This is a genomic window from Rhodococcus sp. WY5 (assembly GCF_018588185.1).
GTDB classification, from domain to species: Bacteria; Actinomycetota; Actinomycetes; order Mycobacteriales; family Mycobacteriaceae; genus Rhodococcus_F; species Rhodococcus_F qingshengii.
Map to the genome: position 1 here is coordinate 4,628,976 of NZ_JAAMPR010000001.1, position 23,835 is coordinate 4,652,810.

At 63.1% G+C, this 23,835-nt stretch carries 28 protein-coding genes; 13 read left to right on the forward strand and 15 right to left on the reverse strand.

The genetic code is table 11. From position 1 onward, the window contains the following. Positions 1-10 precede the first annotated feature (10 nt). The 4 genes from G4D79_RS21330 to G4D79_RS21345 all read right to left on the reverse strand — a co-directional run bounded on the left by G4D79_RS21330 (position 11) and on the right by G4D79_RS21345 (position 3,168). The gene (locus G4D79_RS21330; protein WP_042450680.1) at positions 11-1,546 is read right to left on the reverse strand and encodes a glycerol-3-phosphate dehydrogenase/oxidase; all 1,536 of its coding nucleotides are present in this window, start codon (positions 1,544-1,546) and stop codon (positions 11-13) included. A 2-nt stretch (positions 1,547-1,548) separates the two neighbouring features. Further along, positions 1,549-2,187, reverse strand: coding sequence for a TetR/AcrR family transcriptional regulator (locus G4D79_RS21335; RefSeq protein WP_050655792.1), 639 nt, complete (start codon positions 2,185-2,187; stop codon positions 1,549-1,551). 73 nt (positions 2,188-2,260) lie between these two features. Continuing rightward, positions 2,261-2,974 (reverse strand): PIG-L deacetylase family protein, encoded by a 714-nt coding sequence (locus G4D79_RS21340; RefSeq protein WP_050655791.1) that lies wholly within the window; start codon positions 2,972-2,974, stop codon positions 2,261-2,263. A gap of 17 nt (positions 2,975-2,991) precedes the next feature. Further along, on the reverse strand, positions 2,992-3,168 hold the full coding sequence (locus G4D79_RS21345) for a hypothetical protein (RefSeq protein WP_003942133.1): 177 nt from the start codon (positions 3,166-3,168) through the stop codon (positions 2,992-2,994). A gap of 237 nt (positions 3,169-3,405) precedes the next feature. On the opposite strand from G4D79_RS21345, the gene G4D79_RS21350 reads away from it, so the two are divergent. Genes G4D79_RS21350 through G4D79_RS21360 form a run of 3 tightly spaced genes read left to right on the forward strand, consistent with a single transcriptional unit; the run spans position 3,406 to position 5,291 of the window. Continuing rightward, positions 3,406-4,002: a biotin transporter BioY gene (locus tag G4D79_RS21350; protein ID WP_007735162.1), complete on the forward strand. Its 597-nt coding sequence runs from the start codon at positions 3,406-3,408 to the stop codon at positions 4,000-4,002. 6 nt (positions 4,003-4,008) lie between these two features. Beyond that, the gene (locus tag G4D79_RS21355; RefSeq protein ID WP_007735161.1) at positions 4,009-4,689 is read left to right on the forward strand and encodes an energy-coupling factor ABC transporter ATP-binding protein; all 681 of its coding nucleotides are present in this window, start codon (positions 4,009-4,011) and stop codon (positions 4,687-4,689) included. Next, entirely contained in the window at positions 4,686-5,291 is a 606-nt protein-coding gene (locus tag G4D79_RS21360) for an energy-coupling factor transporter transmembrane protein EcfT (RefSeq protein ID WP_065455668.1), read from the forward strand. Before G4D79_RS21355 ends, G4D79_RS21360 begins: the two co-directional genes overlap by 4 nt. Positions 5,292-5,313: 22 nt before the next feature. On the opposite strand, the gene G4D79_RS21365 is transcribed toward G4D79_RS21360, so the two are convergent. From G4D79_RS21365 to pgsA, 5 genes are all read right to left on the reverse strand, one after another. Next, positions 5,314-6,159, reverse strand: coding sequence for a hypothetical protein (locus G4D79_RS21365; protein WP_231917320.1), 846 nt, complete (start codon positions 6,157-6,159; stop codon positions 5,314-5,316). 31 nt (positions 6,160-6,190) lie between these two features. Further along, the gene (gene pspA / locus G4D79_RS21370; RefSeq protein ID WP_003942098.1) at positions 6,191-7,003 is read right to left on the reverse strand and encodes a phage shock protein PspA; all 813 of its coding nucleotides are present in this window, start codon (positions 7,001-7,003) and stop codon (positions 6,191-6,193) included. Positions 7,004-7,159: 156 nt separating this feature from the next. Continuing rightward, entirely contained in the window at positions 7,160-7,540 is a 381-nt protein-coding gene (locus G4D79_RS21375; protein ID WP_003942191.1) for a helix-turn-helix domain-containing protein, read from the reverse strand. 90 nt (positions 7,541-7,630) lie between these two features. Next, positions 7,631-8,128, reverse strand: a complete 498-nt coding sequence (locus G4D79_RS21380) for a CinA family protein (protein WP_030535560.1) — start codon at positions 8,126-8,128, stop codon at positions 7,631-7,633. Continuing rightward, positions 8,125-8,766 (reverse strand): CDP-diacylglycerol--glycerol-3-phosphate 3-phosphatidyltransferase, encoded by a 642-nt coding sequence (pgsA, locus tag G4D79_RS21385; RefSeq protein WP_003942125.1) that lies wholly within the window; start codon positions 8,764-8,766, stop codon positions 8,125-8,127. Before pgsA ends, G4D79_RS21380 begins: the two co-directional genes overlap by 4 nt. Positions 8,767-8,886: 120 nt before the next feature. Here pgsA and G4D79_RS21390 point away from each other — a divergent pair, with 120 nt between their 5' ends. Both G4D79_RS21390 and G4D79_RS21395 read left to right on the forward strand, forming a co-directional pair. Then, a complete protein-coding gene (locus G4D79_RS21390; protein WP_007735157.1) occupies positions 8,887-9,411 on the forward strand; it encodes an amino-acid N-acetyltransferase in 525 nt (174 codons plus the stop codon). A 58-nt stretch (positions 9,412-9,469) separates the two neighbouring features. Continuing rightward, the gene (locus tag G4D79_RS21395; protein ID WP_003942124.1) at positions 9,470-9,754 is read left to right on the forward strand and encodes a YciI family protein; all 285 of its coding nucleotides are present in this window, start codon (positions 9,470-9,472) and stop codon (positions 9,752-9,754) included. 16 nt (positions 9,755-9,770) lie between these two features. Here G4D79_RS21395 and G4D79_RS21400 read toward each other — a convergent pair whose 3' ends face one another. From G4D79_RS21400 to thyX, 6 genes are all read right to left on the reverse strand, one after another. Beyond that, positions 9,771-10,751, reverse strand: a complete 981-nt coding sequence (locus G4D79_RS21400) for a TerC family protein (protein WP_019748181.1) — start codon at positions 10,749-10,751, stop codon at positions 9,771-9,773. A 45-nt stretch (positions 10,752-10,796) separates the two neighbouring features. Then, the gene (locus G4D79_RS21405; RefSeq protein ID WP_214514351.1) at positions 10,797-13,568 is read right to left on the reverse strand and encodes a DNA translocase FtsK; all 2,772 of its coding nucleotides are present in this window, start codon (positions 13,566-13,568) and stop codon (positions 10,797-10,799) included. A 124-nt stretch (positions 13,569-13,692) separates the two neighbouring features. Continuing rightward, complete coding sequence (locus G4D79_RS21410) at positions 13,693-14,316, reverse strand: TIGR03085 family metal-binding protein (protein WP_003942175.1); 624 nt, start codon at positions 14,314-14,316, stop codon at positions 13,693-13,695. A gap of 59 nt (positions 14,317-14,375) precedes the next feature. Beyond that, positions 14,376-16,385, reverse strand: coding sequence for a ribonuclease J (locus G4D79_RS21415; protein ID WP_003942231.1), 2,010 nt, complete (start codon positions 16,383-16,385; stop codon positions 14,376-14,378). Next, positions 16,386-17,291: a 4-hydroxy-tetrahydrodipicolinate synthase gene (gene dapA, locus G4D79_RS21420; protein ID WP_003942142.1), complete on the reverse strand. Its 906-nt coding sequence runs from the start codon at positions 17,289-17,291 to the stop codon at positions 16,386-16,388. Between the two features lie 43 nt (positions 17,292-17,334). Continuing rightward, positions 17,335-18,087, reverse strand: a complete 753-nt coding sequence (gene thyX, locus G4D79_RS21425) for an FAD-dependent thymidylate synthase (protein ID WP_003942250.1) — start codon at positions 18,085-18,087, stop codon at positions 17,335-17,337. 154 nt (positions 18,088-18,241) lie between these two features. Between thyX and G4D79_RS21430 the strand changes: the two genes are divergently transcribed. The 8 genes from G4D79_RS21430 to nuoE all read left to right on the forward strand — a co-directional run bounded on the left by G4D79_RS21430 (position 18,242) and on the right by nuoE (position 23,834). Continuing rightward, on the forward strand, positions 18,242-18,721 hold the full coding sequence (locus G4D79_RS21430; RefSeq protein WP_214514352.1) for a toxin-antitoxin system HicB family antitoxin: 480 nt from the start codon (positions 18,242-18,244) through the stop codon (positions 18,719-18,721). 87 nt (positions 18,722-18,808) lie between these two features. Continuing rightward, a complete protein-coding gene (locus G4D79_RS21435; RefSeq protein ID WP_003942203.1) occupies positions 18,809-19,243 on the forward strand; it encodes an SRPBCC family protein in 435 nt (144 codons plus the stop codon). A gap of 181 nt (positions 19,244-19,424) precedes the next feature. Continuing rightward, positions 19,425-19,817: a response regulator transcription factor gene (locus G4D79_RS21440; RefSeq protein WP_042450864.1), complete on the forward strand. Its 393-nt coding sequence runs from the start codon at positions 19,425-19,427 to the stop codon at positions 19,815-19,817. 211 nt (positions 19,818-20,028) lie between these two features. Then, on the forward strand, positions 20,029-20,388 hold the full coding sequence (locus tag G4D79_RS21445; protein WP_003942165.1) for an NADH-quinone oxidoreductase subunit A: 360 nt from the start codon (positions 20,029-20,031) through the stop codon (positions 20,386-20,388). 80 nt (positions 20,389-20,468) lie between these two features. Beyond that, positions 20,469-21,023, forward strand: a complete 555-nt coding sequence (locus tag G4D79_RS21450) for an NADH-quinone oxidoreductase subunit B family protein (RefSeq protein WP_003942234.1) — start codon at positions 20,469-20,471, stop codon at positions 21,021-21,023. Next, positions 21,020-21,682, forward strand: coding sequence for an NADH-quinone oxidoreductase subunit C (locus tag G4D79_RS21455; protein WP_007735151.1), 663 nt, complete (start codon positions 21,020-21,022; stop codon positions 21,680-21,682). Before G4D79_RS21450 ends, G4D79_RS21455 begins: the two co-directional genes overlap by 4 nt. Further along, positions 21,682-23,013, forward strand: a complete 1,332-nt coding sequence (gene nuoD / locus G4D79_RS21460) for an NADH dehydrogenase (quinone) subunit D (protein WP_214514353.1) — start codon at positions 21,682-21,684, stop codon at positions 23,011-23,013. Before G4D79_RS21455 ends, nuoD begins: the two co-directional genes overlap by 1 nt. Beyond that, the gene (gene nuoE, locus G4D79_RS21465) at positions 23,010-23,834 is read left to right on the forward strand and encodes an NADH-quinone oxidoreductase subunit NuoE (RefSeq protein ID WP_047271447.1); all 825 of its coding nucleotides are present in this window, start codon (positions 23,010-23,012) and stop codon (positions 23,832-23,834) included. Before nuoD ends, nuoE begins: the two co-directional genes overlap by 4 nt. Position 23,835: the final 1 nt, after the last annotated feature.

Below are 23,835 nucleotides of genomic sequence, written 5' to 3' on the forward strand. Positions count from 1 at the left end.
GATCAGAGTGTCACACCGAGTGAAAGGCCTGTTCCGCCGCACCCAGTGCGCGTTCGCGATCCGAAGCCACCAATCCGATTCTCGTCCTGCGATCGAGGACGTCGTCGACGTCGAGGGCGCCTTCATGCGACACCGCGAAATCGAACTCGGCACCGCAGATCTCCAAGTCCGCAACCGACCGGAGACGATCGCCGCTCGCCGCGGCAACGACCTCGGCCTCGGTGCCGTATCGCGCCACCAATGACGCGGGTGCCTTGATCTTCTTCAATTCCGCCGGTGATGCAGCGCCTACCAGCGGCAACGCGCGTGTCCGACATGCCCCGGCGCTCAGCGACCCGACCTCGACCGCAGCGTCGACGGCGTCTTCGGCCATCTTGCGGTACGTCGTGAGTTTTCCGCCTACCACCGTGACCAAGCCCGAGTCCGAACGGACTACAGCGTGATTGCGCGAGAGGTCGGCCGTCGAGCCTTCACCGGTGTCCAGCAGCGGACGCAGACCCGCGAAGGTCCCCAAGACGTCCCCACGGGTCAGCGGAACTTCCAACGCCGTGTTCACGGTGTCGAGCAGGAAGTCGATCTCGTCCTCGGACGCCGTCGGGACGTCTGGCACCGGTCCCGGAGCTGCTTCGTCGGTCAACCCGAGGTAGATCCGGCCGAGCTGCGCGGGCAGGGCGAAGACGAAACGGTTGGTCTCGCCGGGAATCGGCACGGTCAGCGCTGCCGTGGGGTTCCCCAATCGCGCTGCATCGAGCACCAGGTGCGTCCCGCGGCTGGGGCGCAGGGTGATGCTGGAGTCGACCTGATCAGCCCAGACACCGGTCGCATTGACCACGACGCGGGCACGCATCAAGAACTCGGATCCGGTCAACTCGTCGCGCAAGGTGGCCGACGTTCCGGATACGTCGTATGCACCGACGCGGGTCAGGATTCGCGCGCCGTGCGACGCTGCGGTTCGGGCGATACCGACGACGAGGCGGGCGTCGTCGATGAGCTGCCCGTCGAACGCGGTCAAGGCGCCTCGTAGGTTCTCCTGCTTGACCGCGGGAGCCAATTCGCGCGCCCGCGCGGCGCTGACCGTCCGTGATCTGGGCAGCACCGAAGCCGGGGTTCGCGCCGACATGCGCAGAGCGTCACCGGCCAGGAAACCGGTACGCACCAGGGCCTTCCCGAAGAACGACGTTTCGGGCAACAGCGGTACGAGTTGAGGCATGGCGCGAACGAGGTGCGGCGCGGTGCGCGTCATGAGAATGCCGCGCTCGACCGCACTTTCACGCGCTATACCGACATTGCCGGAAGCCAGGTACCGAAGGCCGCCGTGTGCGAGTTTCGAACTCCAGCGGCTGGTGCCGAACGCGAGGTCGTGCTTTTCGACCAGCGCAACACTGAGCCCACGAGTCACAGCGTCGAGAGCGACACCGACACCGGTGATTCCGCCGCCGATCACCAGGACGTCGACCGAATCGCCGTTCGCCAACTGCTCGAGTTCACGAGTACGCCGTTGTGCGTTGAGCGCTGAATCGCTGCCTGCTGAATCTAGGGGGCTCACAGCTATTCTCCCGAATTCTTGACGGGTGCCAGATAAGCAGCGACCGCATATCGAAGTTGCTCGACCGACGCATCGGAGGAAAGCTCCGGCTCGAGAGTCGGCGCAGAAATGACGACGGACTGAGCCATCAGTAGAACCATCGCCGCGATCTCGTTGACGCTTCCCTCGCGAATCGAACCGTCTTGTTGGCCGGCCGCGACAACGGATGTGATCAGCTCGAGAATCGACTTCTGGCTCGCGCCGAGCCGGTCCACGATGTAGGTCGTCAGCAATTCTTGATCAGCTTGCCGAATTTTCACGAAGAGCGGATGGTCGCGAATCTGGCCGACGACGTCACCGATCGCCTCCACGAGCAACGTGCCGGCAGACCCGTTGAAGGTCACCTCGGGCAGCACCGATCGGATCTCCCGGGTGAGCAGGTCCGCGACGACAGCTCGCGTGTCCGGCCATCGCCGGTAGACCGTCGGTCGGCTCACGCCGGCGCGACGCGAGATCTCGGCAAGTGTGGTTCGCTGCATTCCGAAATCGAGGACACACGACCTTGCTGCGTCGAGAATCACGTCGTCGATCTCGCGGCTGGGGATGCGCTGACCATCTGCCTTGCGAGGGGCAAATGAGTCATCTGCGTTACGGATTACCATCGTGTGTAACACAATACCGGACAAGTCACCGGTAATCCCGTCGGGACTTGCGATTTCTCTCGCTCAGAGATCATCAGAAATAGTACAACTCGAAACCAACTGCTCGCTCGGCGTCGAAACCAGGCTTCGGTCCGCTGACCATGTCGATCTGTGCGCGCGCCTGTTCCCGGATCGGCGTGGAACTCAGCGCCGCCAGATATCGCGCATGTTCCGCGAGCGAATCCACGGCGCGATCGACCGTCGACGTCACGTCGACGCAGTGTGTGGGAGTCATCGTATTGACCGCAACCCACCGAACACCGGGCCACGGCGCCAGTCCCTGCGCCGTCAACGAGGGAAAGATCCATTCGTTTGCTGCGTCGGCAGTTGCGTCGAGAACGCTGATCCCGAGTGCACGGTGATCTGCGCTGTTCAGATAGCCGGGGCCCCAGGTGTGGGAGAAGTTCATCGTCACCACCAATTCCGGACGGTGGCGGCGAATTGCTGCGGCGAGAGTCGAGCGCAACTCCAAGCCTTCCGCGAGACGACCGTCGGGCAGGCCGAGGAACTCCACCTCACCGACACCGACGATCGCGGCCGAGCGACGCTCTTCTTCCTCGCGGATCGGGCCGGACTCCTCGGGCGACAGACCGGCGATTCCGGCCTCGCCGCGCGTGGCCAGGACATATCGCACGTCTTTGCCGCGATCGGTCCACTGCGCCACTGCTGCGGCTGCGCCGTATTCGATGTCATCGGGATGCGCCACGATGACAATCGCGCGCTGCCAGTCCTCGGGGAAGTTTTCCATAGGGCAGATCTTGCCCGTCAGAACCGCGAAGCGGGCGAATTGTCGTCACTTCCCGACATCGCCTTCACCAGGAAGTAGATTCCGAAGCCGACAGCGCCGACCACCAGAACCCAGAAAAGCCCCTTGATCAGCGCACCGACCACCGCGAGTGCGACCCACACCAGTACGACGGCCAAAACGATCTTCCAAAACATGCTTACCTCCAACGTGCCGTTGAATAATCAGTCGAATCGGACAGGTGCTGCGTCGTCCGTAGAACCAGCCTGACAGGTCTGGCGTGACAAAGCAGCAGCTCAGCGGCAAGTTCAGGTAAAGATCAGGGTTCACCCCGAGACCGGCCCTCACGCAGGTCAGGTGTCCAACCCATGGGAGCTTGCTCCTGGCGTAAACTCGCGAAGTTCGATCCCGTATGCCGAAGGAGCACGTCCGCAGTGTCTACGACCCGTTTCCCCGCTCGCGATCTCGCGCATGTAGCCGTCTTCGCCGCACTCATCATCGCGCTGGGCCTACCCGGGTCGATCAACATCGGCATTTCCGGCGTGCCGATCACCCTTCAGTCCATGGGCGTCATGATGGCCGGCGCTCTACTCGGACCGCGCAAGGGTGTTCTCGCCGTCCTGACGGTCATTGCTCTGGGATTGGTCGGTCTACCGGTCCTTGCCGGCGGTCGCACCGCACTCGTGTCTCTATCGAGCCCGACAGCCGGATTCCTCATCGGTTGGATCCCGACGGCGTTTGTCATCGGATGGCTGACCGCCAAGATGCTGCCCAAGTACCGGATCATCGCGGGCATCGGCATCAACCTTCTCGGCGGCGTCGTCGTTCTCTACGCGTTCGGCATCGTTGGAATGATGGTCCGCGGACACATGAGCTTCGTTGCCGCATGGTCGGCCAACGCCGCCTTCATCCCGCTCGACGCCGCAAAAGCAGTCGTCACCGCGTTGGTCGCGTCCCAGGTTCACCGGGCATACCCGGCACTACTGCGCGACTCGGTGATCTCGTCGAACAAGACCGTGGTGGCGAATTAATCTCCGATGAGTGAGATCGTCTTCGAGAACGTCGGACACAGCTTCGGTGAACGAACGGTCCTGCAGCAGATAGATCTGCGACTGAGCGAGCAGCGAATCGGAATCGTGGGTGCGAACGGAAGCGGCAAGTCGACGCTCGCTCGCATGATCAACGGACTGGTCGTTCCGACGGAAGGACACGTCCACGTCAACGGCTTGGACACGGCGAAGAAGGGCCGCGACGTACGCAAGCAGGTCGGATTCGTCTTCACCGATCCCAACCACCAGATCGTGATGCCGACGGTTGCCGAGGACATCGAATTCTCGCTCCGCCGTAGCGGATTGGGCAAAGCCGAGCGCGCCGCAAAGGTGGCCTCGGTGCTCGAACGCTACGGCCTCGCCGGGCACGCCGACCATCCCACCCACCAGCTTTCGGGCGGGCAGAAACAGCTCCTCGCGCTCGCGGCCATCATGGTGACGGAACCGAACGTACTCGTCGCCGACGAACCCACCACGCTCCTCGACCTTCGCAACTCTCGGCTGATCAGCTCGGTATTCGAGTCACTCGATCAGCAACTGATCGTCGTGACCCACCAACTCGATCTCCTCGAATCCTTCGAACGGGTGTTGGTCGTCGACCAAGGCCGCGTCGTCGCTGACGGCTCCCCCGCCGACTCCATCGATCACTACCGGTCGTTGGTCTCGTGACCACTCTCGGCGTCTACCGTCCGGGCCGCTCACTCCTGCACCGGATGCCGACGGGGATCAAGCTCCTCGCATTGATCGTGGCGATACTGGCCGTCTCGATCTTCGTACGTGAGCCGTGGCAACTGGCAGTTCCCACGATCGTCGTTGTGGCCCTGTACGTCATTGCGCGCATCCCGCCGATGACGGCGATCCGGCAGCTGCGACCCGCACTGTGGATGTTGCTGTTCATCGGCGCGTTCCAGCTGGTGGTCGCGGGGTGGCAGCGAGCGACCGTCGTGTGCGGCGTCCTGATCATCTCGATCGCCTTCGCGGCGATCATGGGTCTGACCACGCGGATCTCCGAGATGCTCGACGCGATCACCAGATTCCTGACACCCTTGCGACGCTTCGGCGTCAATCCCGAACGGATCGCCTTGCTCCTGGCAATGACGATCCGGTGCATTCCGCTGATGTTCGAGGTCATCACACAGGTGTCCGAAGCACGCAAGGCACGAGGGCTCGGCTTCTCGCTGCGTTCCTTCGCAGTGCCGGTCATCGTCGGCACCCTGATGACCGCAGATGCGATGGGTGAAGCATTGGCAGCCCGCGGCGCCGACGACTGAGCGCCAATCAGACCAGGAACTGTCAGTTGTACTTGCGGGTGATGTCGTCCACCTCGCCGATGGCGTCGGCAAGCGCCGAAAGTCGCTCGGCGGCCGCGTGCAGCGCCGAGAGTTCTCGGTTGAATCCCACCAGAGCCGAAGGGCTGTGAGGCGCTGTCAATGCAGCTGCGGAGGTCACCAGATCCTCGTACTGATCCAACCCCGACTGCAACTCAAGAACTGCGCCGTCGATGGTGGGATCAAGAGGTTCGGTCACCTTGGGTGTAGCGGCCACGGCGCGTTCCATTGCGACGACATCCGAAGACACCGCGAACATCGCTCTCAATGCCGAATCGGCGGTAACAGTGATTTCGTCCAACTCACCGGGGTCGATGGTGTCGGCGCGCCTGAGCACACTCAAGATCTCGAACAACGAAGTCTCGGCGCCGATGAGGCGAGACATCGGGATGAACGCGCGAGACGACGACGGTGGCAAGCGCCGGCGAATCGGCGCCGACGGCGGTGGGCCGGAACTCATCGAACGGTAGCGGCCGACCGCGATGACGGCGGGAACCGCGAACAGTGCCGCTCCCCCGCCTGCCACGACCACCGACCACTCGGGGGCCGACGCAACAGCAAGGCCGGCCGTGCCGACCACTGATCCGCCGGACATGAAACCCCAACGCTGAGCGCGTCGACGTGCACGGGCACGTTTGCGCTCGAATTTGGCGCGCGGGTCCTGCCACCGCCGAGCGGCATCCGCCGCAGACAGTCCGACCTCGCGCAATGTGTCCGCGGTGCGTCCCAACGCTCCGAAGGCGCCGGATACGGAAACGGGAACGGCCGACCGGGGCTCGCGCCCAGATCGACCGTCTCGTGAAGAAAACATCAGAGCATCACTGCCGACATCGAGGATTCGGCTACTGCCCGGTCTGACCGGCAGCCGGGGGCTGCTTCTCGACGGACGGAGTCGCAGGAGTGGCTGCTGCGCCGCCGGACGGCAGTGCCTCGCCCTTCATGGAAGCACGAATCTGCTCGAGGCGACTGTGCCCTGCCATCTGGACCGAGGCCTGCTGGACCTCCATCATGCGGCCTTGAACGGAGTTCTGAGCGAGTTCGGCAGAGCCGAGTGCGTCGGCGTAACGCCGCTCGATCTTGTCGCGCACAGCATCGAGGCTGGGTGTGTTGCCGGGAGCCGACAGCGTGCTGTCCATGGACCGAAGGGACTCGCTCACGCGCTCCTGCATCTTGGCCTGCTCCAGCTGGCTGAGCAGCTTGGTGCGCTCGGCAACCTTTGCCTGCAGAGTCATCGCGTTCTGCTCGACAGCCTTCTTGGCCTGAGCGGCGGCCTGCAAGGACTGGTCGTGCAGTGCCTTCAGATCTTCGACGCCCTGCTCGGCCGTCACCAACTGGGCCGCAAAAGCTTCGGCAGCGTTGGTGTACTGGATCGCCTTGTCGTTGTCGCCGGCAGCAGCGGCCTGATCGGCGAGGTTGACAGCCTGGCGCGCGTTGGCGTTGAGCTTTTCGACCTCGTCGAGTTGACGGCTGAGCTTCATCTCGAGTTGACGCTGATTACCGATCACCGACGCAGCCTGCTGGGACAACGCCTGATGCTGGCGCTGTGCGTCCTCGATCGCCTGCTGAATCTGAACCTTTGGATCTGCCTTCTCATCGATCTTCGAATTGAAGAGCGCCATCAGGTACTTCCAGCCCTTGACGAAAGGATTAGCCATTGGTTTGATCCTGCCTCCATCTGATGCGCCGCGCCGAACGCGACCCGGAGCGCGACCGTCGCGCACCGAAACAAGGGCTGCGCCCTATCTGCTCTGACCCCACCTGCTGGAAACCGGCGGTTACGTACAAAATCTATCGGTTACGGCCGGTAGTGGCTACGCCGCCGCCAACCTTCGAGCGTTCGGTGCCGGAATCACGACGCGGGTATCGCGTGCGATTGTCGGCGAACCGGAAGCCGAGACCGAACCGGAAGCCGACACGGCGGGTTCGGCGACCTGTCGACCAGCTACCGGAGCGCTCTTCTTCGTGGCCAGGGTCTCGCTCACGTCGACCAGCACGTCGGACAGTGGGACTGCGAGCGCATCACAGATCGCCGCCAACAGTTCGCTCGATGCTTCCTTACGTCCACGTTCCACTTCGGACAGATAGCCCAAGCTCACACGCGCGCTGTTCGACACCTCACGTAGCGTGCGGCTCTGCGAAACGCGCGTACGCCGGAGACTGTCACCGATTGCCTCACGCAATAGCAGCGCCATCTCGCTCCTCCTTCATCCGTGACCTCATCGTGCATGGTCGTACGTCTTCACAATCGTCAACGTCCGAACACATCCGATTGGTTCCCGAGCCTATCGTGCCGCACGCTCTGCGACACGATCACGTAACCGCGACACGGCAGTTGCGACTGCGGTTGTCCGAATCTCCCACCGTTCGCCGCCGAGCGCGAGCGGTACGCATTCGGTTCCGTCCGGACCGGCGATACCGAGAAACACCGTTCCGACCGGGTGTCCGTCCTGCTCACTCGGACCGGCGACTCCGGTCAGTCCGATACCCCAATCGGCGCCGCACCTCGTCCGGGCGCCGAGCGCCAACGCCACCGCCGTGCTCTCGGACACGGGGCCGTCCGTTGCCAGACGCTCGGGATCCACGCCCGCCAGCGTCGCTTTCAAGTCGGTCGCGTACACGACCAGGCCCCCACGCAGCACCGCGCTCGACCCCGGCACGGACGCGACCGCAGCCGTGAACAATCCAGCCGTCAGAGATTCGGCGGCGGCGACAGTATGCCTCGCGGCGCCAAGGGCGTCGACGAGTTCGACCACTCCGAGTGCGAGCAGCGGGTCCGTCATGACTCGACTGCGCGAACTCCGGCGCGAAGCCTGATCGCCTGCACGATGTATTCGATTCCCGTCGCCACCGTCAGCACGACGGCAGCAGCCATCAGCAATCCGCTGACGATGTCCCAACTGCTCGGCAGCGGGCACAGGTAGAACCCGATCGCGACGGCCTGCACGAGGGTCTTGAGCTTGCCGCCCTTGCCCGCCGGGATGACCGCGTGCCGCAGTACCGCGAACCGCAACAGCGTGATTCCGAGTTCTCTGGCGATGATCACTCCGGTCACCCACCACGACAGGTCACCGAGAACCGAAAGACCGATCAGCGCGGCGCCGATCAGTGCCTTGTCCGCGATCGGGTCCATGAGTTTGCCGAAATCGGTGACCAGACCGTACTTCCGAGCCAATTGGCCGTCGATCCGATCCGTGATCGCGGCGACGATGAACACGCCCATTGCCCCGAGACGCCACCACGTCGAGTGTCCGCCGTCGACGAACAGAACAACGAGAAAAACCGGAACGAGAACCATTCGGACCATCGTGAGAATGTTCGCGATGTTCAGCAACGGAACCGGGTTGTCCGCGACAGGTGTGCCGTCGGACGGGCCGACGGCGGCGCGATGGGCGTCGGTCTGATCGCGCGGGGTACTCATCGGATCACCGCACAGGCGGTGAGCCGAACCCGGGACAAAGCCGAGCGGCGCGGGAATTGCGTGGGGCGGACAGGCACGCGACTTAGAATATCGGTAGGGCCATTGACTAATGTGCACCACATGACTTCGACCGCGCCGACCTATACCGAGAGCCAGTTGATCGTGCGTCGCGCGCGAACGTCGGACATCCCCGAAATCAAGCGTCTGATCGACATCTACGCCGGCAAGATCCTCCTCGAGAAGAATCTCGTGACGCTGTACGAGGCAGTCCAGGAGTTCTGGGTCGCCGAGCGAGGCGGCCAGGTAATCGCTTGCGGCGCACTGCATGTGCTGTGGGCGGACCTGGGTGAGATCCGCACCGTCGCAGTCGATCCGACTGCCAAAGGCCAGGGCGCAGGTTTCCACGTCGTCGACAAACTCATCGAGGTCGCCAAGGAATTGGAGTTGGAACGGTTGTTCGTTTTGACGTTCGAGACCGAGTTCTTCCACCGTCACGGATTCGCGGAGATCGACGGCACCCCCGTCACCGCCGAGGTCTATGCGGAAATGTGTCGGTCCTACGACGCCGGCGTCGCCGAGTTCCTCGATCTGAGCTATGTGAAACCCAACACACTCGGCAATACTCGCATGCTCCTGACTCTCTGAACCGTTCAGACTCTTCACACACCACCCTCTCGATCACCAGCCCCGAAAGCGGTTCACGATGTCGTTGTTCCTCGTCGAATACACCTACGCGCCCGAGAAGAACGCTCAGCGCGACGAAGTCCGTAGCGATCACCGCGCGTGGCTCGCGGATCTGGTTTCCCGCTCGATCGTCTTGTCATCCGGCCCGTTTGCAGATGGAAACGGCGCGCTGATCATCGTCGACGCCGCAGACGCCGACACCGTTTCCCTCCTCTTCACCCACGATCCGTTCGCGATCGCCGATTTGATCGAGAAGGTCCGGATCACCGAGTGGGTTCCGGTGTTGGGTCAGTTCAGCGCCTGAGAGCCCCGGCCCCGGCTTACTCCCCCGCCCGGTCGCGAGTCTTCAACAGGCTCGCGACCGTCGTCACCGCCAATACTCCGATGATCACTCCGAGTGAGAGTGCCGTGGAGATTTCCGGGACGGAGACGTGTTCGCCTCCGTTGACGAACGAGAGGGTGTTCTCGTGCAACGCGTGGAGTACCAATTTCACACCGATGAACGCCAGGATTATCGAGAGCCCGTACGAGAGATAGACCAGCCGTTCGAGCAACCCACCGATCAGGAAGTACAGCTGCCGTAGACCCATCAGCGCGAAGGCGTTGGCGGTGAACACCAGATACGGTTCCTGGGTCAGACCGTAGATCGCCGGAATCGAATCGAGCGCGAAGAGCACGTCGGCAAACCCGATTGCGATGAGCGCCAACAACAACGGTGTCACGACGCGCTTGCCGTCGATCCGGGTGATCAGTTTGTCCCCGTCGTATTCCTCGGTTGTCGGCAGCACCCGCTTCACGAGTGAGATGATGCGACTGTCGCGCTTCTCCTCGGCTTCCTTCTCATGCCCGTGATCGCGGATCAGGGTGTACGCGGTGTAGATCAGGAACGCACCGAAGAGGTAGAACACCCAGCTGTACGCATTGATGGCGGCCGCACCGACTCCGATGAAGATTCCGCGCATCACCAATGCGAGGACGATGCCGATCAGCAGGACTTTCTGCTGGAACTCTCGCGGGACGGCGAACGTCGACATGATGATCACGAAGACGAACAGATTGTCGACCGAGAGCGCCTTCTCCGTGACGTAGCCGGCGAAGTACTCACCGCCGTACGTGGTGCCCCAGATCCACATCACGACGAGGCCGAAGACGATGGCGATCGAAATGTAGACCGTCGACCAGAATGCCGACTCCCGGAACGTGGGCGCATGCGGAGTGCGGACGTGGGCGAAGAAGTCGAAGACGAACAGGCCGAGGATCACCACGATCGTGATTCCCCAAGCCAACGGCGTCACATGCACGGGTTCCTCCGGTCGTCTGTCGACGGCTTGTCCGCCGAGGTGTCGCTACTCGTCTGCGGGTGCCTCGTCCGGGTCGCCACCGCGAATCGACCACAGCAGACCGTCGAGCTCCTCGGGCTTCATGAGCACCTCGCGTGCCTTCGAGCCCTCGCTGGGTCCGACGACGCCGCGGTTTTCCATGAGGTCCATCAGTCTGCCGGCCTTGGCGAACCCGACTCGTAGCTTGCGCTGCAACATCGACGTCGAACCGAATTGACTCGTGATGACCAATTCCACGGCCTGCAGGAGGACATCCATGTCGTCGCCGATGTCGGGGTCGACGTCTTTCTTCTCCCCTGCCTTCTGTGCGGTGACACCTTCGGTGTACTCGGGCTCGGCCTGGTTTTTCGCGAAGTCGACAACCGCCGAGATTTCCTCGTCGGTGATGAACGCGCCCTGCATACGGGTCGGCTTACCCGCGCCCATGGGCAGGAACAGGCCGTCACCCATACCGATGAGCTTCTCGGCGCCGGGCTGATCGAGGATGACTCGCGAGTCCGTCAGTGAAGACGTCGCGAACGCCAGACGCGAAGGCACGTTGGTCTTGATCAGGCCGGTGACGACGTCGACGGACGGGCGCTGCGTTGCCAGCACCAGGTGGATACCGGCAGCACGGGCTTTCTGCGTGATGCGGACGATTGCTTCTTCGACGTCGCGCGGCGCGGTCATCATGAGGTCTGCCAGCTCGTCCACGATCGCGAGGATGTAGGGGTACGGACGGTAGACGCGCTCGCTGCCCAGCGGGGCGGTGATTTCGCCGGACTTGACCTTGGAGTTGAAGTCGTCGATATGACGCACCCGGTTGGCCTGCATGTCCTGGTAGCGCTGTTCCATCTCCTCGACCAACCAGGCCAGCGCTGCCGCTGCCTTCTTCGGCTGAGTGATGATAGGCGTGATCAGGTGCGGGATACCTTCGTACGGCGTGAGCTCGACCATCTTGGGGTCGATGAGGATCATCCGTACTTCTTCCGGCGTTGCTCGGGTGAGCAACGAGACGAGCATCGAGTTCACGAAGCTCGACTTACCCGAGCCGGTCGAGCCTGCCACCAGAAGGTGGGGCATCTTCGCGAGGTTCGCACTGACGAAGTCACCTTCGATGTCCTTACCCAGACCGATCACCAGCGGATGGTGATCGCGTCGGGTGCTCGGCGCGTTCAAAACGTCGGCGAGGCGGACCATTTCGCGGTCGGAGTTCGGTACCTCGATACCCACCGCGGACTTACCCGGAATGGGGGCCAGGAGGCGGACGTTGTCGGTTGCCACGGCGTACGCGATGTTGCGGGCGAGCGCGGTGATCTTCTCGACCTTCACGCCTGGGCCGAGTTCGACCTCGTAGCGCGTCACCGTCGGTCCGCGGGTGAAACCGGTAACAGCGGCATCGATCTTGAACTGTTCGAGGACTTCGCTGATCGCCTCGATCATCGCGTCGTTCGCAGAACTGCGGAGCTTGGGCGGGTCTCCCTCGATCAGCAACGTCGTCGGCGGGAGGTTGTAGTCGCCGTCGGTGACCCGATCGGTGACGAAGTGTTCCTTCTCCTCCGGCTCCGGTTCGGGTTTCGGCACGGGCTTGGCGATGGGGACCGAACGCGCAGGCACCTTGGGGCGCGGCGCCGGAGTCTCCACCACGGGCGCTGCCGCAGCCGCGACGGGCTCGTCGGGTACTGCGGTGTCGTCGGCGTTCCACAGGCCGAGGACTTCGGTCTTCTTGTCGCCCGACTCGAACTCGTCCGTCGGGTAGTTGTCGATCGGTGCGCGTCGGCTGGGCCGCTTGGCGGGCTTGAGCGGCGGCTCAGCGTAGGTGTCGACCGGGTAGCCGTCGGCGTCGAACAGTGAAGGATCGTAAGCAGATTCGCCGTAGTGGTGCTCACCGTCCTCGTCGAATTCGGATCCGTAGTCGCCGTATTCATCCGAGCGATACGAGGCTCCGAAGAAGGACTGGAACTTGCTCGGCACCTCACGCAGAGTCGTTCCGGTCAGAAGGAGGATTCCGAATCCGGCGGCGATGACCAGCAGCGGCGCAGACAGCCAGACGGTGAGCCCGTTGGTGAGCGGGCCGCCCACGACGTATCCGACAGACCCTGCGCCGTTGGAGCGACCGGTGGCGTCTGTCGGTGAACCCGAGATGATGTGCCAGAGGCCGAGCGCCGGCAGACCGACCAGCAGCGATCCCATGATCAGTCGGGGCCGGATCTCAGGTTTCGGTTCGGTGCGCATCAACAGGATCGCGAGGCCGACGCCGACGATGGGGAGCACGGCCGAGGCCGCGCCGAAGATCGCCCGCACGAGGGTGTCGATGCCGCCGCCGATCGGACCACCGGCCTTGAACCAGACGCCACCGGCGATGACGACGCTGAATGCGATCAGGCCGAGCGCTATTCCGTCGCGGCGGTGGCCGGCTTCGATCTCGCCGACCTTACTGACGGTGCGTGTGGTGGCGCCGACGCCGCGGGCAGCCAGGGACCACCCGGCTCCGATTCCCTTGCCCACAGCGGCCAACGGGCTGGCCCGCTGAGAGGTTTTCGATACCGGGCGGCGCGCGGCCGACGACGTACCGGACGCCTTCTTGGGCGCCGGCTTGGAGCCTTTGCCCGACGCGGGGCGCCCACCAGCCCTGGCCGAAGTCGTGACATTTCGAGGAGTCGATACGGTTCGCGTGGTGCGCGAGGCACGAGGTTTTGCGGTTGCGCGCGCGCTCGGAGTAGAGGCTGACGACCTGGTCGATGCCCTGGACGTAGACGTGCTTGTACTGGATCCCCGGGCGCTCGACTTACCTGCCATGGAGTTCAGGCTAGTCTGTGCGACCCCATCTGGACCATCCGCAACACCAGCAACACTGGTGGCGAGTGCGAAACGTGATCTTCACAACCCGTCTGTCGAGCTCGGCTCCGGCAGAAGGGGGCCATCAGAAACTGCGATCGAGCGCCATCACGGATTGAACGTCGGCCAGTTCACCTTTGGCTTCGATCTTCACCTCGTTGCGACCGAAAGCGTGCAGCAGCAACTCGGCGGGTTCACCCTGCAGGACAACACTGCGAGAGCCGGATTTGTGGACGACCGCACTCTCGCCGGACGGAAGTTCGAAAATGACCTCGACAGCGGCTTTGCGGTAACCCATCTTGCCGATCTGCCGGGCGTACTTCCACAGCTGAGCCTGCCGACCCTCCGACAACGGACGCGGCGCCCAGTTCAGATGTGCGCGTCGTACATCTTCGTGGTGGACGAACATTTCCGTGGTATTCACCTGCGCGTCGAGCCAGTACATCGGCGACCACCGAGGCGGCCCACTCCGAACGTCGTCGAGGATCTCCTCCCACGGACGCGCCGCTGCGGCCTTACGCACGCTCTCGGTGTGACCGGCAAGAGGGCTCAACATGATTCCGGGAGCGGCGTCGAGACGCCGCTCCCGGACTATCAGATGTGCTGCCAGGTCACGATTGGTCCACTCCCCACACAGTGTCGGAGCATCGGGGCCGAATTCGACCATGCTGTCCACCAGGGCGAGTCGTTCGTCATGAGCGAAGGTCACCTTCGCCAAAGTACTCGAACCGGACCGGGTTCGAGCGGAAGCGACCTGCTGTGCCGAATCTACGGAACCGCGATGACCGTCGGAATGATCATCGGACGGCGGCGGTACTTGTCCGCGACCCAGCGTCCGACGACGCGGCGCACCGACTGCGCGATGCGATGAGCGTCGATGACGCCTTCGCTCGCCAACCGGGCCAGGTCCGATTCCACGAGATCCGCGGCAGCCTTGAGCGCTGTCGGATCGTCGGAGAAGCCGCGACCGGACACCTCGGGGGTGCTGACCGCACGGCCCGTCGACTCGTTGATGACGATGGTGATCGCGATGAAGCCGCCCTCACCGAGCACGAGGCGATCGGACAGCGTCGGCTCACCGACGTCGCCGACGGACAGACCGTCGACGTAGACGTGTCCGACCGGTACGCGTCCGACGATCTCGGCGAGACCGTCCACCATGTCGACCACGACGCCGTCCTCGGCCAATACGATGCGCTCTTCCGGCACGCCGGTTGCCTTTGCCAGCGCGGCGTTGGCACGCAGGTGCCGCCATTCACCGTGGACGGGCATGGCATTGGTGGGCCGAACCGCGTTGTACAGGTAGAGCAACTCACCGGCGGACGCGTGGCCCGAGACGTGAACCTTGGCGCTCTGCTGGGTCACGACGGTGGCACCGCGCTTGGCCAAACCGTTGACCACGGCGAAAACGGAGTTCTCGTTGCCCGGGATCAGCGAAGACGCGAGAACGACCAGGTCGTTGGCGCGGATGTTGATCTGACGGTGTTCGCCGCGCGCCATCCGCGAGAGCGCTGCCAACGGCTCACCCTGCGAACCCGTCGAAATGAGCACCAGGCGATCGTCGGGAAGGGTGGCGGCGGTGTCGATGTCTACGACGAGGCCGTCGGGCACCGTCAGGTAGCCCAGATCCTGGGCGATCTGCATGTTGCGGACCATCGAGCGGCCGACGAAGACGATGCGGCGGTTGTACCGAGCGGCTACGTCGACGACCTGCTGGATGCGATGCACATGGCTGGCGAACGATGCCACGATGACACGCTGCTTCGCCTTGCCGATGACGTTGTCGAGCACTCCCCCGATTTCGCGCTCGGGCGTGACGAATCCCGGAACTTCGGCGTTCGTCGAGTCGACGAGGAACAGGTCGACGCCCTCGTCGCCCAGGCGGGAGAATCCGGCGAGGTCGGTCAGGCGGCCGTCGAGAGGCAGCTGATCGAGCTTGATGTCACCGGTGTGCAGTACGACGCCGGCGTCGGTGCGAATCGCGATCGCGAGAGCGTCGGGAATCGAGTGGTTGACCGCGAAGTACTCGCAGTCGAACGGGCCATGAGTGGTGGTGTTTCCCTCGACGACCTCGACCAGGTTCGGACGCAGGCGATGCTCGCGGCACTTGGCGGCAACGAGAGCGAGAGTGAACTTCGCGCCGATGACCGGAATGTCCGCGCGCAGACGCAGCAAGAACGGCAGAGCACCGATGTGGTCCTCGTGTCCGTGAGTCAAGATGACGGCTTCGACGTCGTCCATACGGTCTTCGATGTAGCGGAAGTCCGGGAGGATCAGGTCGACGCCAGGCTGCTGGTCCTCGGGGAACAGCACACCGCAGTCGACGATCAGCAACTTGCCACGGTGCTCGAACACCGTCATGTTGCGACCGATTTCGCCGATGCCGCCCAGCGCGACGATGCGCAGACCCGATGCCGGCGCCTTCGGGGGTGTTCCGAGGCGACCCGTGGGATCGACGGCCGGACGGTTCTCGGGGCGCTTGTTTCCGCGCCCGTTGCCCGACTTCGATGCTGCCGGTCGGTTACCGCCGGAAGATTTGCGCGGCGACCTGTCTTCGGTCGACTTCTTGGGTGCAGCAGATTTGGTGGCAGCGGACTTGGTTGCTGCAGATTTGGTTGCTGCGGCCTTCTTGGGCGGGGCGGCTGCGGCGGGGGCCGCTTCTGCCGCCGGCGCAGCTGGTGCCTCTACCGGTGCGGCCTTTGCGGCCGTTTCGGGAGCCGGAGGCGAAGGCGGACCGGCTTGACGACTGGCACTACGACGTCGGGGGGGACGGGTCATTTACAAAACTCCTGCCGCATGCAGATCGGCGGCAAGACCGTCGATCTGCTCTTTAGTGGGTGCAACCTGCGGAAGGCGTGGTTCTCCGACATCGATTCCGATGAGTCGCAGACCCGCCTTCGAAGCGCTGACACCGCCGAGGCGGGCAACGGAACGAATCACAGGGATCAAACTGAGGTTTATCTCGCGCGCGCGGGCGATATCGCCGGACACGAACGCGGTGTGAAGGTCGCGGAGACGACCCGGAACAAGATGGCCGATGACGCTGACGAAGCCGGTGGCGCCCACAGCGAGCCACGGCAGATTCAGCGGGTCGTCGCCGGAGAAGAACTGAAGCTCGGTGGTGCCGATCAACTCTGCGCCGGCGTTGAGGTCGCCCTTGGCGTCCTTGACGGCCTTGATTCGCGGGTGCTCGGCGAGTCGGCGGATCGTCTCGGTCTCGATGGGAACGACGGAGCGGGGCGGAATGTCGTACAACATGACGGGCAGGTCGGTCGCGTTGGCGACGGCGGTGAAGTGTGCAAACAGTCCGGCCTGGGGCGGACGTGAGTAATACGGGGTGACGACGAGCAGACCGTGCGCTCCGGCGCGAGCCGCGTCACGTGCGAGTTCGACGCTGTGAGCGGTGTCGTTGCTGCCGGCGCCTGCAACGATCTTCGCGCGGTTACCGACGGCGTCGATCACTGCGCGGAGCAGGTCGAGCTTCTCGGACTCGGTGGTGGTGGGAGATTCACCGGTGGTACCGGCAAGAACGAGGCCGTCACAGCCGTTGTCGACGAGATGGGCTGCGAGGCGCACTCCCGCGTCGACGTCCAACTTCCCGTCGGCAGTGAACGGGGTCACCATCGCAACGGAAATGGTGCCGAACGGACGCTCGACAAGAGAAGCGGAATCACCGTAGGTCATGGTCAGAAGGTTACCCGGTTCAGCTCTTACTTCTGCACACGAGTCACGACTCGGCCGCAAATGCGCTGACGGCAATTTCCGATCCGTCGCTTCCGCGAAGAATCTCGTAGTCCCCGAACACATTTGGCGCGACATCACGAAGCTGACGCAGGCACTCGACCGCGACTCGCCGGATCTCGACATCCGCATGTTCGGTGGCACGCATCTCGACGAAGTGCCGCCAGGCCCGATAGTTTCCGGTCACGACCAAGCGCGTCTCGGTGGCGTTGGGCAGCACCGAGCGCGCAGCCTGCCTGGCTTGCTTGCCCCGCATCGGGGCACCGGGCACCGATTGCAGTTTCCCTTCGAGGGCAGTCAGCAGTTCCCCGTAAGCGCGACGGCTTTCGTCGGTGGCATTCAGAAACAGTGCTTCGAGCTCGGGATCACCTTCGACAGCAGGAGGCACGACGACGTTTGCATCGTTCTCACGGACGAATCGCTGCGAGAGTTGCGAGTACGAGAAGTGCCGGTGACGAATCAATTCGTGAGTGCACGAGCGCGAGATACCGGTGATGTAGAAGCTCACTGTCGCATGCTCGAGCACCGAAACGTGTCCAACCTCGAGCAGATGCCTCAGATAGCCGGCGTTGGTTGCGGTTCGCGGATTCGGCTTGGACCAACTCTGGTAGCAGGCTCGACCGGAGAACTCGACCAGCGCTTCGCCACCATCCGCGTCCGTCTCCCACGGAATGTCCTCGGGCGGGAAGAACTCGGACTTCGCCACCAACTGCACTTTCAGTGACACCGTGTTCGGCACAACCCACTCCTCGACAAGCACGAAACGACCAGCACGAAACCCGGGCGCCGTTCGCCTCAGGTGCTGGGCAACTCTATAGCGGTCGACCGCCCTCGATACCGAGTGACGTCATCACATCCTTGACTGACGTCACTTTTGACGCCACTGTGGTGTCATGGACATTTCGGAGTACACCGCAAAGCTGCAGAACGACCTCGCCACTGCAGCCGAACTCGGCGACGATCACACGCGCCGGATTGCGGCGTCGTTGTCCGCCGCCATCGAACCCTCGGTCCGCCTGGTCTTGTTGGCCGCGGCGACGGAACTGGCCAAGGAGATCGGGGCGAAGCTGGGCGACCGAGAGGTCAAGGTGAATCTCGACGGAAGCGAATTACTGGTCGACGTCGTTCGCCCGCCGAACTCGACAGGCGGCGAAGGTGCAAACGAGAAGGCAGACGACGAGAAGAAGGACTCAACCTACTCGTTCGACGGCGTCAGCGGAGATATCAGCCGGGTGACGTTGAGGATGATGGAACAGATCAAAGCCCGCGCCGAGGAGGCCGCCAATCAGAACGGAGTCTCCCTCAACTCGTGGGTTTCACAAGCCGTCCAGGGCGCATTGCGGGACCAGATGCGCAAGAACGGCATGGACTAGCTCGACGCCAACCCGATCACCGAATGATCTAATTGCGCAACTGCAGTAATCACGAACCGTTGCCGCAAGGCGAGAAGGAGCACGTTCATGGCCGTTTCGGGCGTCAAGGAATTCGAGATCAAGGCTGATCCGGAAACGGTGATGAAGGCCGTAGCAGCCGTCGATCGGCTGCCGGAGTGGTCGTCTGCACACAAGAAGATCACCATCGAGAGCACCCACGACGACGGTCGCCCCCATCGCGTTCGCATGGCCGTGTCCATTCTGGGAATCAACGACGAGCAGGTAGTCGACTACACCTTCGAGGGCGACGAGAAGGTGACCTGGACCCTCGTGGAGAGCGGTCAGCAGAACCAGCAGGACGGCTCGTACGTCTTGACTCCCACCGACGGTGGAACCAAAGTCACCTTCGAACTGACCATCGATCCCAAGATCCCGCTGCCGGGCTTCCTGGTGAAGAAGGCACAGAAGACGGCGCTGGAAACAGCGAGCAAGGGCCTGACGAAGTTCGTCGAAAACTTCTGAGCGCACACGCAATTCAGGCGGCCCTTACTTCCGGCGTTCATCGCCGGGTAGGGGCCGTTTGCCGTGAAGCCGAGCTGTGTTTTCGCGGAAGTCCCTGCCGATGTTGAAGATTCGCCGGTAGCCGGGGACCGCCCGGAGTAACGTCGGCCGCGTGTCCGCCGAGACCGCAGAGCCCAACTCCATGGCACCCGTGCGCATCCTCGTCTACAGCGACGACGCACACACGCGCGAGCAAGTTCGGCTCGCTCTCGGAGAGCGCCCACATCCGTCGATGCCCACCATCGACTACATCGAGGTCGCGACGGCACCGATCGTCGTAGCCAAGCTCGATGCCGGCGGAATCGACCTCGCCATTCTCGACGGCGAGGCGAGTCCGGCGGGCGGCATGGGCGTCGCGAAACAACTCAAGGACGAGATCGCCGACTGTCCACCGATCCTCGTACTGACCGGTCGACCCGACGATGCGTGGCTGGCGTCGTGGTCGAGAGCGGAAGCCTCAGTGCCGCAGCCGATAGATCCAATCGAACTTGCTTCCACCGTCATCGCGCTTCTGCGTCGACAACTGAGCCGGTGAGCACCCGTTGCAGCGGTGATTCGTTGCGGCGCCGACTACTTCGGACTTTCGAGAGCGAAACTCGGCACCCCGAAAACGAACCCAATGTCGGAGGCCTCCCCTAGTGTGGGTGTCGCAGGTCACATAAGTATCGAATTGCTGGCAGTATCGAAATCGAACGGCACCTTCGGGCTGGGCGGACATCCGCACAGCGGAGAGGAGTTCGGGTGACATGAACGCTTACATCCCCATTCTCGTCCTCGGGGTCATCGCGATGGCCTTCGCTGTGGTGTCGGTTGTTCTCGCGTCCGTGGTCGGTCCGAAGCGGTACAACAGGGCGAAACTCGAAGCCTACGAATGCGGAATCGAACCGGCACCCCGTACCGCCGGTGGCGGGCGGTTTCCCGTCAAGTTCTATCTGACGGCAATGCTGTTCATCATCTTCGACATCGAGATCGTTTTCCTCTACCCGTGGGCGGTGCATTTCGATTCGCTCGGCTTGTTCGGCCTCGCGGCGATGGGACTTTTCATAGTCAACGTCTCGGTGGCATACGCATACGAATGGCGACGAGGCGGTCTCGGTTGGGACTAGGCCAGCGGACACAGGTACAGCACACATACGTCAGACAAAACCGGTCACACCGCAGCTGTTACGACTGAAAAGAGTCGGATATGGGTCTCGAAGAAAAGCTCCCCAGCGGATTTCTACTGACCACTGTCGAGGGCCTGGCAGGGTATGCCCGCAAAGGATCACTGTGGCCTGCCACCTTCGGGCTCGCGTGCTGCGCGATCGAGATGATGGCAACCACGTCAGGTCGCTTCGACCTGGCGCGGTTCGGCATGGAGGCATTCCGCGCGTCGCCGCGACAGGCAGACCTTCTGATCGTGGCCGGGCGGGTCAGTCAAAAGATGGGGCCGGTACTTCGTCAGGTCTACGACCAGATGGCCGAGCCGAAATGGGTTCTGGCCATGGGTGTGTGTGCGTCGTCCGGCGGTATGTTCAACAACTACGCAGTGGTACAGGGCGTCGACCACATCGTGCCGGTCGACATCTACTTGCCCGGCTGTCCGCCGCGGCCGGAGATGCTCCTGAACGCGATCATCGAACTGCACCGAAAGATCCAGGAGATGCCCCTCGGCGTGAACCGCGAAGAGGCACGCGCGGCAGCCGAGCGCGCCGCACTGGCATCCACCCCCACCATCGACATGAAGGGGCTTCTGCGATGACCGCGGGCAACAACGGATCGAGGGGGATGTTCGGGGTCCGCGGCAGTGGTGACACCTCGGGCTACAGCCGGCTCGCCCCGCCGATCTCAGTAGAGGACAAGGCCTCTCGACCGTTCGGTGGATACTTCGACGAAGTTGCGGACTCCTTGGATGCCGCATTGCGCAGCGGGGGCAGCACTTTCACCGATGCAATCGAGCGGGTAGTGATCTTTCGAGACGAGATGACGCTGCATGTCGAACGGTCTCACCTCCCGCAGGTCGCGCGCAGACTGCGCGACGAATCGGAACTGCGCTTCGAACTTTGCCTGGGTGTCGATGGAGTCCACTATCCACAGGACACCGGTCGCGAGCTCCACGCCGTGTATCCATTTGCTTCGATCACGCACAACCGCCGGATCAGACTGGAAGTGTCCGTGCCGGACTCCGATCCACATATTCCGTCCATCGTCGGGATATACCCCACCAACGATTGGCACGAGCGTGAGACCTACGACTTCTTCGGGATCGTCTTCGACGGTCACCCGGCCCTGACCCGTATCGAGATGCCCGACGACTGGAAGGGCCACCCACAGCGCAAGGACTATCCGCTCGGCGGTATCCCGGTCGAGTACAAGGGCGCCCAGACTCCTCCACCCGACGAGCGTAGGTCGTACAACTGATGAACGAGACGACAGGAAGCAACTCCGGTGCCACGACGGAAACCGTCGTCACAGCATCGGGTCAGGACTGGGACGACATCGTCACCGCGGCCGCTCGCCAGCGAACCGGCGAGGCCGAACGGATCGTGGTCAACATGGGCCCGCAGCATCCGTCCACTCACGGCGTCTTGCGCCTCATTCTCGAAATCGAGGGTGAGACAGTCGTGGAAGCTCGGTGTGGAATCGGCTACCTGCACACCGGAATCGAAAAGAATCTCGAATACCGGAACTGGACGCAGGGCGTCACTTTCGTTACTCGAATGGACTACCTGTCACCGTTCTTCAACGAAACCGCGTACTGCCTCGGAGTCGAAAAACTTCTCGGCATCACCGACGACATTCCCGAGCGAGCCACCGTCATTCGCGTGATGATGATGGAGCTCAATCGAATCTCGTCGCACCTTGTCGCCCTGGCAACCGGTGGAATGGAACTGGGCGCCGTGACGGCGATGCTGTTCGGATTCCGCGAACGCGAATTGATTCTGGACGTGTTCGAGACGATCACCGGACTGCGGATGAATCACGCCTACATCAGGCCTGGTGGTCTCGCTCAGGATCTACCCGACGGGTCGGTCGCGAAGGTACGAGAACTGTTGAAGGTCCTACCGAAACGGTTGCGTGACGTCGAACTGATGCTCAGTGACAACTCCATCTGGAAAGCCCGCACCCAGGGAATCGGATATCTCGATCTCACCGGCTGCATGGCGCTCGGCGTGACGGGGCCGGTCCTACGCGCCACGGGTCTCCCCCACGATCAGCGTCGAGCGCAGCCCTACTGCGGCTACGAGAACTACGAGTTCGACGTCGTGACGTACGACGGATCCGATTGCTACGGAAGGTACGTCATCCGTGTCGAGGAGATGAAGGAGTCCCTCAAGATCGTCGAGCAGTGCCTCGACAAACTGCAACCGGGGCCGGTCATGGTGGACGACAAGAAGATCGCCTGGCCTGCCGATCTCGCTGTCGGACCGGATGGCCTCGGCAATTCGCAGAAGCACATCGCGAAGATCATGGAGTCGTCCATGGAGGGTCTGATTCACCATTTCAAACTGGTCACCGAAGGAATCCGCGTGCCGCCCGGCCAGGTGTACGTCGCCGTCGAGTCCCCGCGTGGCGAGTTGGGTGTGCACATGGTCAGCGACGGGGGAACCCGGCCGTACCGCGTCCATTTCCGGGATCCGTCATTCACCAACCTTCAAGCGGTAGCGGCGATGTGCGAGGGAGGCATGGTGTCCGACGTGATCGCCTCGGTTGCCAGTATCGATCCCGTCATGGGCGGAGTGGACCGATGACCGGCCCGAACGGCTCGTCACGGGTGTTCATCGAACTCGGGCCGCGCCCGGACGAGCCCACGCAACTGGTACGCCCTGGCGCACGATCGAGTTATCCGCCTGACGTACTCGCCCGACTCGACGCCGATGCCGAAACCGTCATCGCTCGTTACCGTGAGCCCGACGCCGCGGCGACCACCAGTCGATCAGCCCTCCTGCCGCTCCTTCATCTCGTGCAGTCCGAGGACGGGTACATCACCCCGGCCGGGATCGATTTCTGCAGTGCCAAGCTGGGTTTGACCGGCGCCGAGGTTGCCGCCGTTTCCACCTTCTACTCGATGTATCGCCGTGGTCCGACGGGTGAGTATCTGGTCGGAGTCTGCACCAACACGCTGTGCGCGATCATGGGCGGAGACGACATCCTCGCAGCACTCGAAGAGCATCTCGGGTCAGCAGGCTCCAGAGACGAAGGCGGACACTCCATCTCGACGTCCGACGGCAAGATCACCCTCGAACACATCGAGTGCAATGCGGCGTGCGACTACGCCCCCGTCATGATGATCAACTGGGAGTTCTTCGACAACCAGACTCCGGAATCGGCGCGCTCACTCGTCGATGCGCTCCGCGCCGGAGAGCGCGTGACACCCAGTCGCGGTGCCACACTGTGTTCGTTCCGGCAGACCGCACGCACCTTGGCCGGTTTCCCGGATACGCGAATCGAAGCAGCCGAAGCACAAACAATCGGCGGGGCAACTCTTGCCGGACTGCGTATCAGCCGATCTCACGACGACAACCCACCCGGCTCGGCCTCAGCAGCCGACGCTCCCGACGAAGGGAAGTGAC

Bases quoted from the DNA above. Each gene is read 5' to 3' on its own strand.
- G4D79_RS21335 (WP_050655792.1), bottom strand. From the start codon at position 2,187: ATGGTAATCCGTAACGCAGATGACTCATTTGCCCCTCGCAAGGCAGAT.
- G4D79_RS21340 (WP_050655791.1), bottom strand. From the start codon at position 2,974: ATGGAAAACTTCCCCGAGGACTGGCAGCGCGCGATTGTCATCGTGGCG.
- G4D79_RS21345 (WP_003942133.1), bottom strand. From the start codon at position 3,168: ATGTTTTGGAAGATCGTTTTGGCCGTCGTACTGGTGTGGGTCGCACTC.
- G4D79_RS21355 (WP_007735161.1), top strand. From the start codon at position 4,009: ATGAGTGAGATCGTCTTCGAGAACGTCGGACACAGCTTCGGTGAACGA.
- G4D79_RS21365 (WP_231917320.1), bottom strand. From the start codon at position 6,159: ATGTTTTCTTCACGAGACGGTCGATCTGGGCGCGAGCCCCGGTCGGCC.
- pspA (WP_003942098.1), bottom strand. From the start codon at position 7,003: ATGGCTAATCCTTTCGTCAAGGGCTGGAAGTACCTGATGGCGCTCTTC.
- G4D79_RS21375 (WP_003942191.1), bottom strand. From the start codon at position 7,540: ATGGCGCTGCTATTGCGTGAGGCAATCGGTGACAGTCTCCGGCGTACG.
- G4D79_RS21380 (WP_030535560.1), bottom strand. From the start codon at position 8,128: ATGACGGACCCGCTGCTCGCACTCGGAGTGGTCGAACTCGTCGACGCC.
- pgsA (WP_003942125.1), bottom strand. From the start codon at position 8,766: ATGAGTACCCCGCGCGATCAGACCGACGCCCATCGCGCCGCCGTCGGC.
- G4D79_RS21390 (WP_007735157.1), top strand. From the start codon at position 8,887: ATGACTTCGACCGCGCCGACCTATACCGAGAGCCAGTTGATCGTGCGT.
- G4D79_RS21395 (WP_003942124.1), top strand. From the start codon at position 9,470: ATGTCGTTGTTCCTCGTCGAATACACCTACGCGCCCGAGAAGAACGCT.
- G4D79_RS21405 (WP_214514351.1), bottom strand. From the start codon at position 13,568: ATGGCAGGTAAGTCGAGCGCCCGGGGATCCAGTACAAGCACGTCTACG.
- G4D79_RS21415 (WP_003942231.1), bottom strand. From the start codon at position 16,385: ATGACCCGTCCCCCCCGACGTCGTAGTGCCAGTCGTCAAGCCGGTCCG.
- dapA (WP_003942142.1), bottom strand. From the start codon at position 17,291: ATGACCTACGGTGATTCCGCTTCTCTTGTCGAGCGTCCGTTCGGCACC.
- G4D79_RS21430 (WP_214514352.1), top strand. From the start codon at position 18,242: ATGGACATTTCGGAGTACACCGCAAAGCTGCAGAACGACCTCGCCACT.
- G4D79_RS21435 (WP_003942203.1), top strand. From the start codon at position 18,809: ATGGCCGTTTCGGGCGTCAAGGAATTCGAGATCAAGGCTGATCCGGAA.
- G4D79_RS21440 (WP_042450864.1), top strand. From the start codon at position 19,425: ATGGCACCCGTGCGCATCCTCGTCTACAGCGACGACGCACACACGCGC.
- G4D79_RS21445 (WP_003942165.1), top strand. From the start codon at position 20,029: ATGAACGCTTACATCCCCATTCTCGTCCTCGGGGTCATCGCGATGGCC.
- G4D79_RS21450 (WP_003942234.1), top strand. From the start codon at position 20,469: ATGGGTCTCGAAGAAAAGCTCCCCAGCGGATTTCTACTGACCACTGTC.
- G4D79_RS21455 (WP_007735151.1), top strand. From the start codon at position 21,020: ATGACCGCGGGCAACAACGGATCGAGGGGGATGTTCGGGGTCCGCGGC.
- nuoD (WP_214514353.1), top strand. From the start codon at position 21,682: ATGAACGAGACGACAGGAAGCAACTCCGGTGCCACGACGGAAACCGTC.
- nuoE (WP_047271447.1), top strand. From the start codon at position 23,010: ATGACCGGCCCGAACGGCTCGTCACGGGTGTTCATCGAACTCGGGCCG.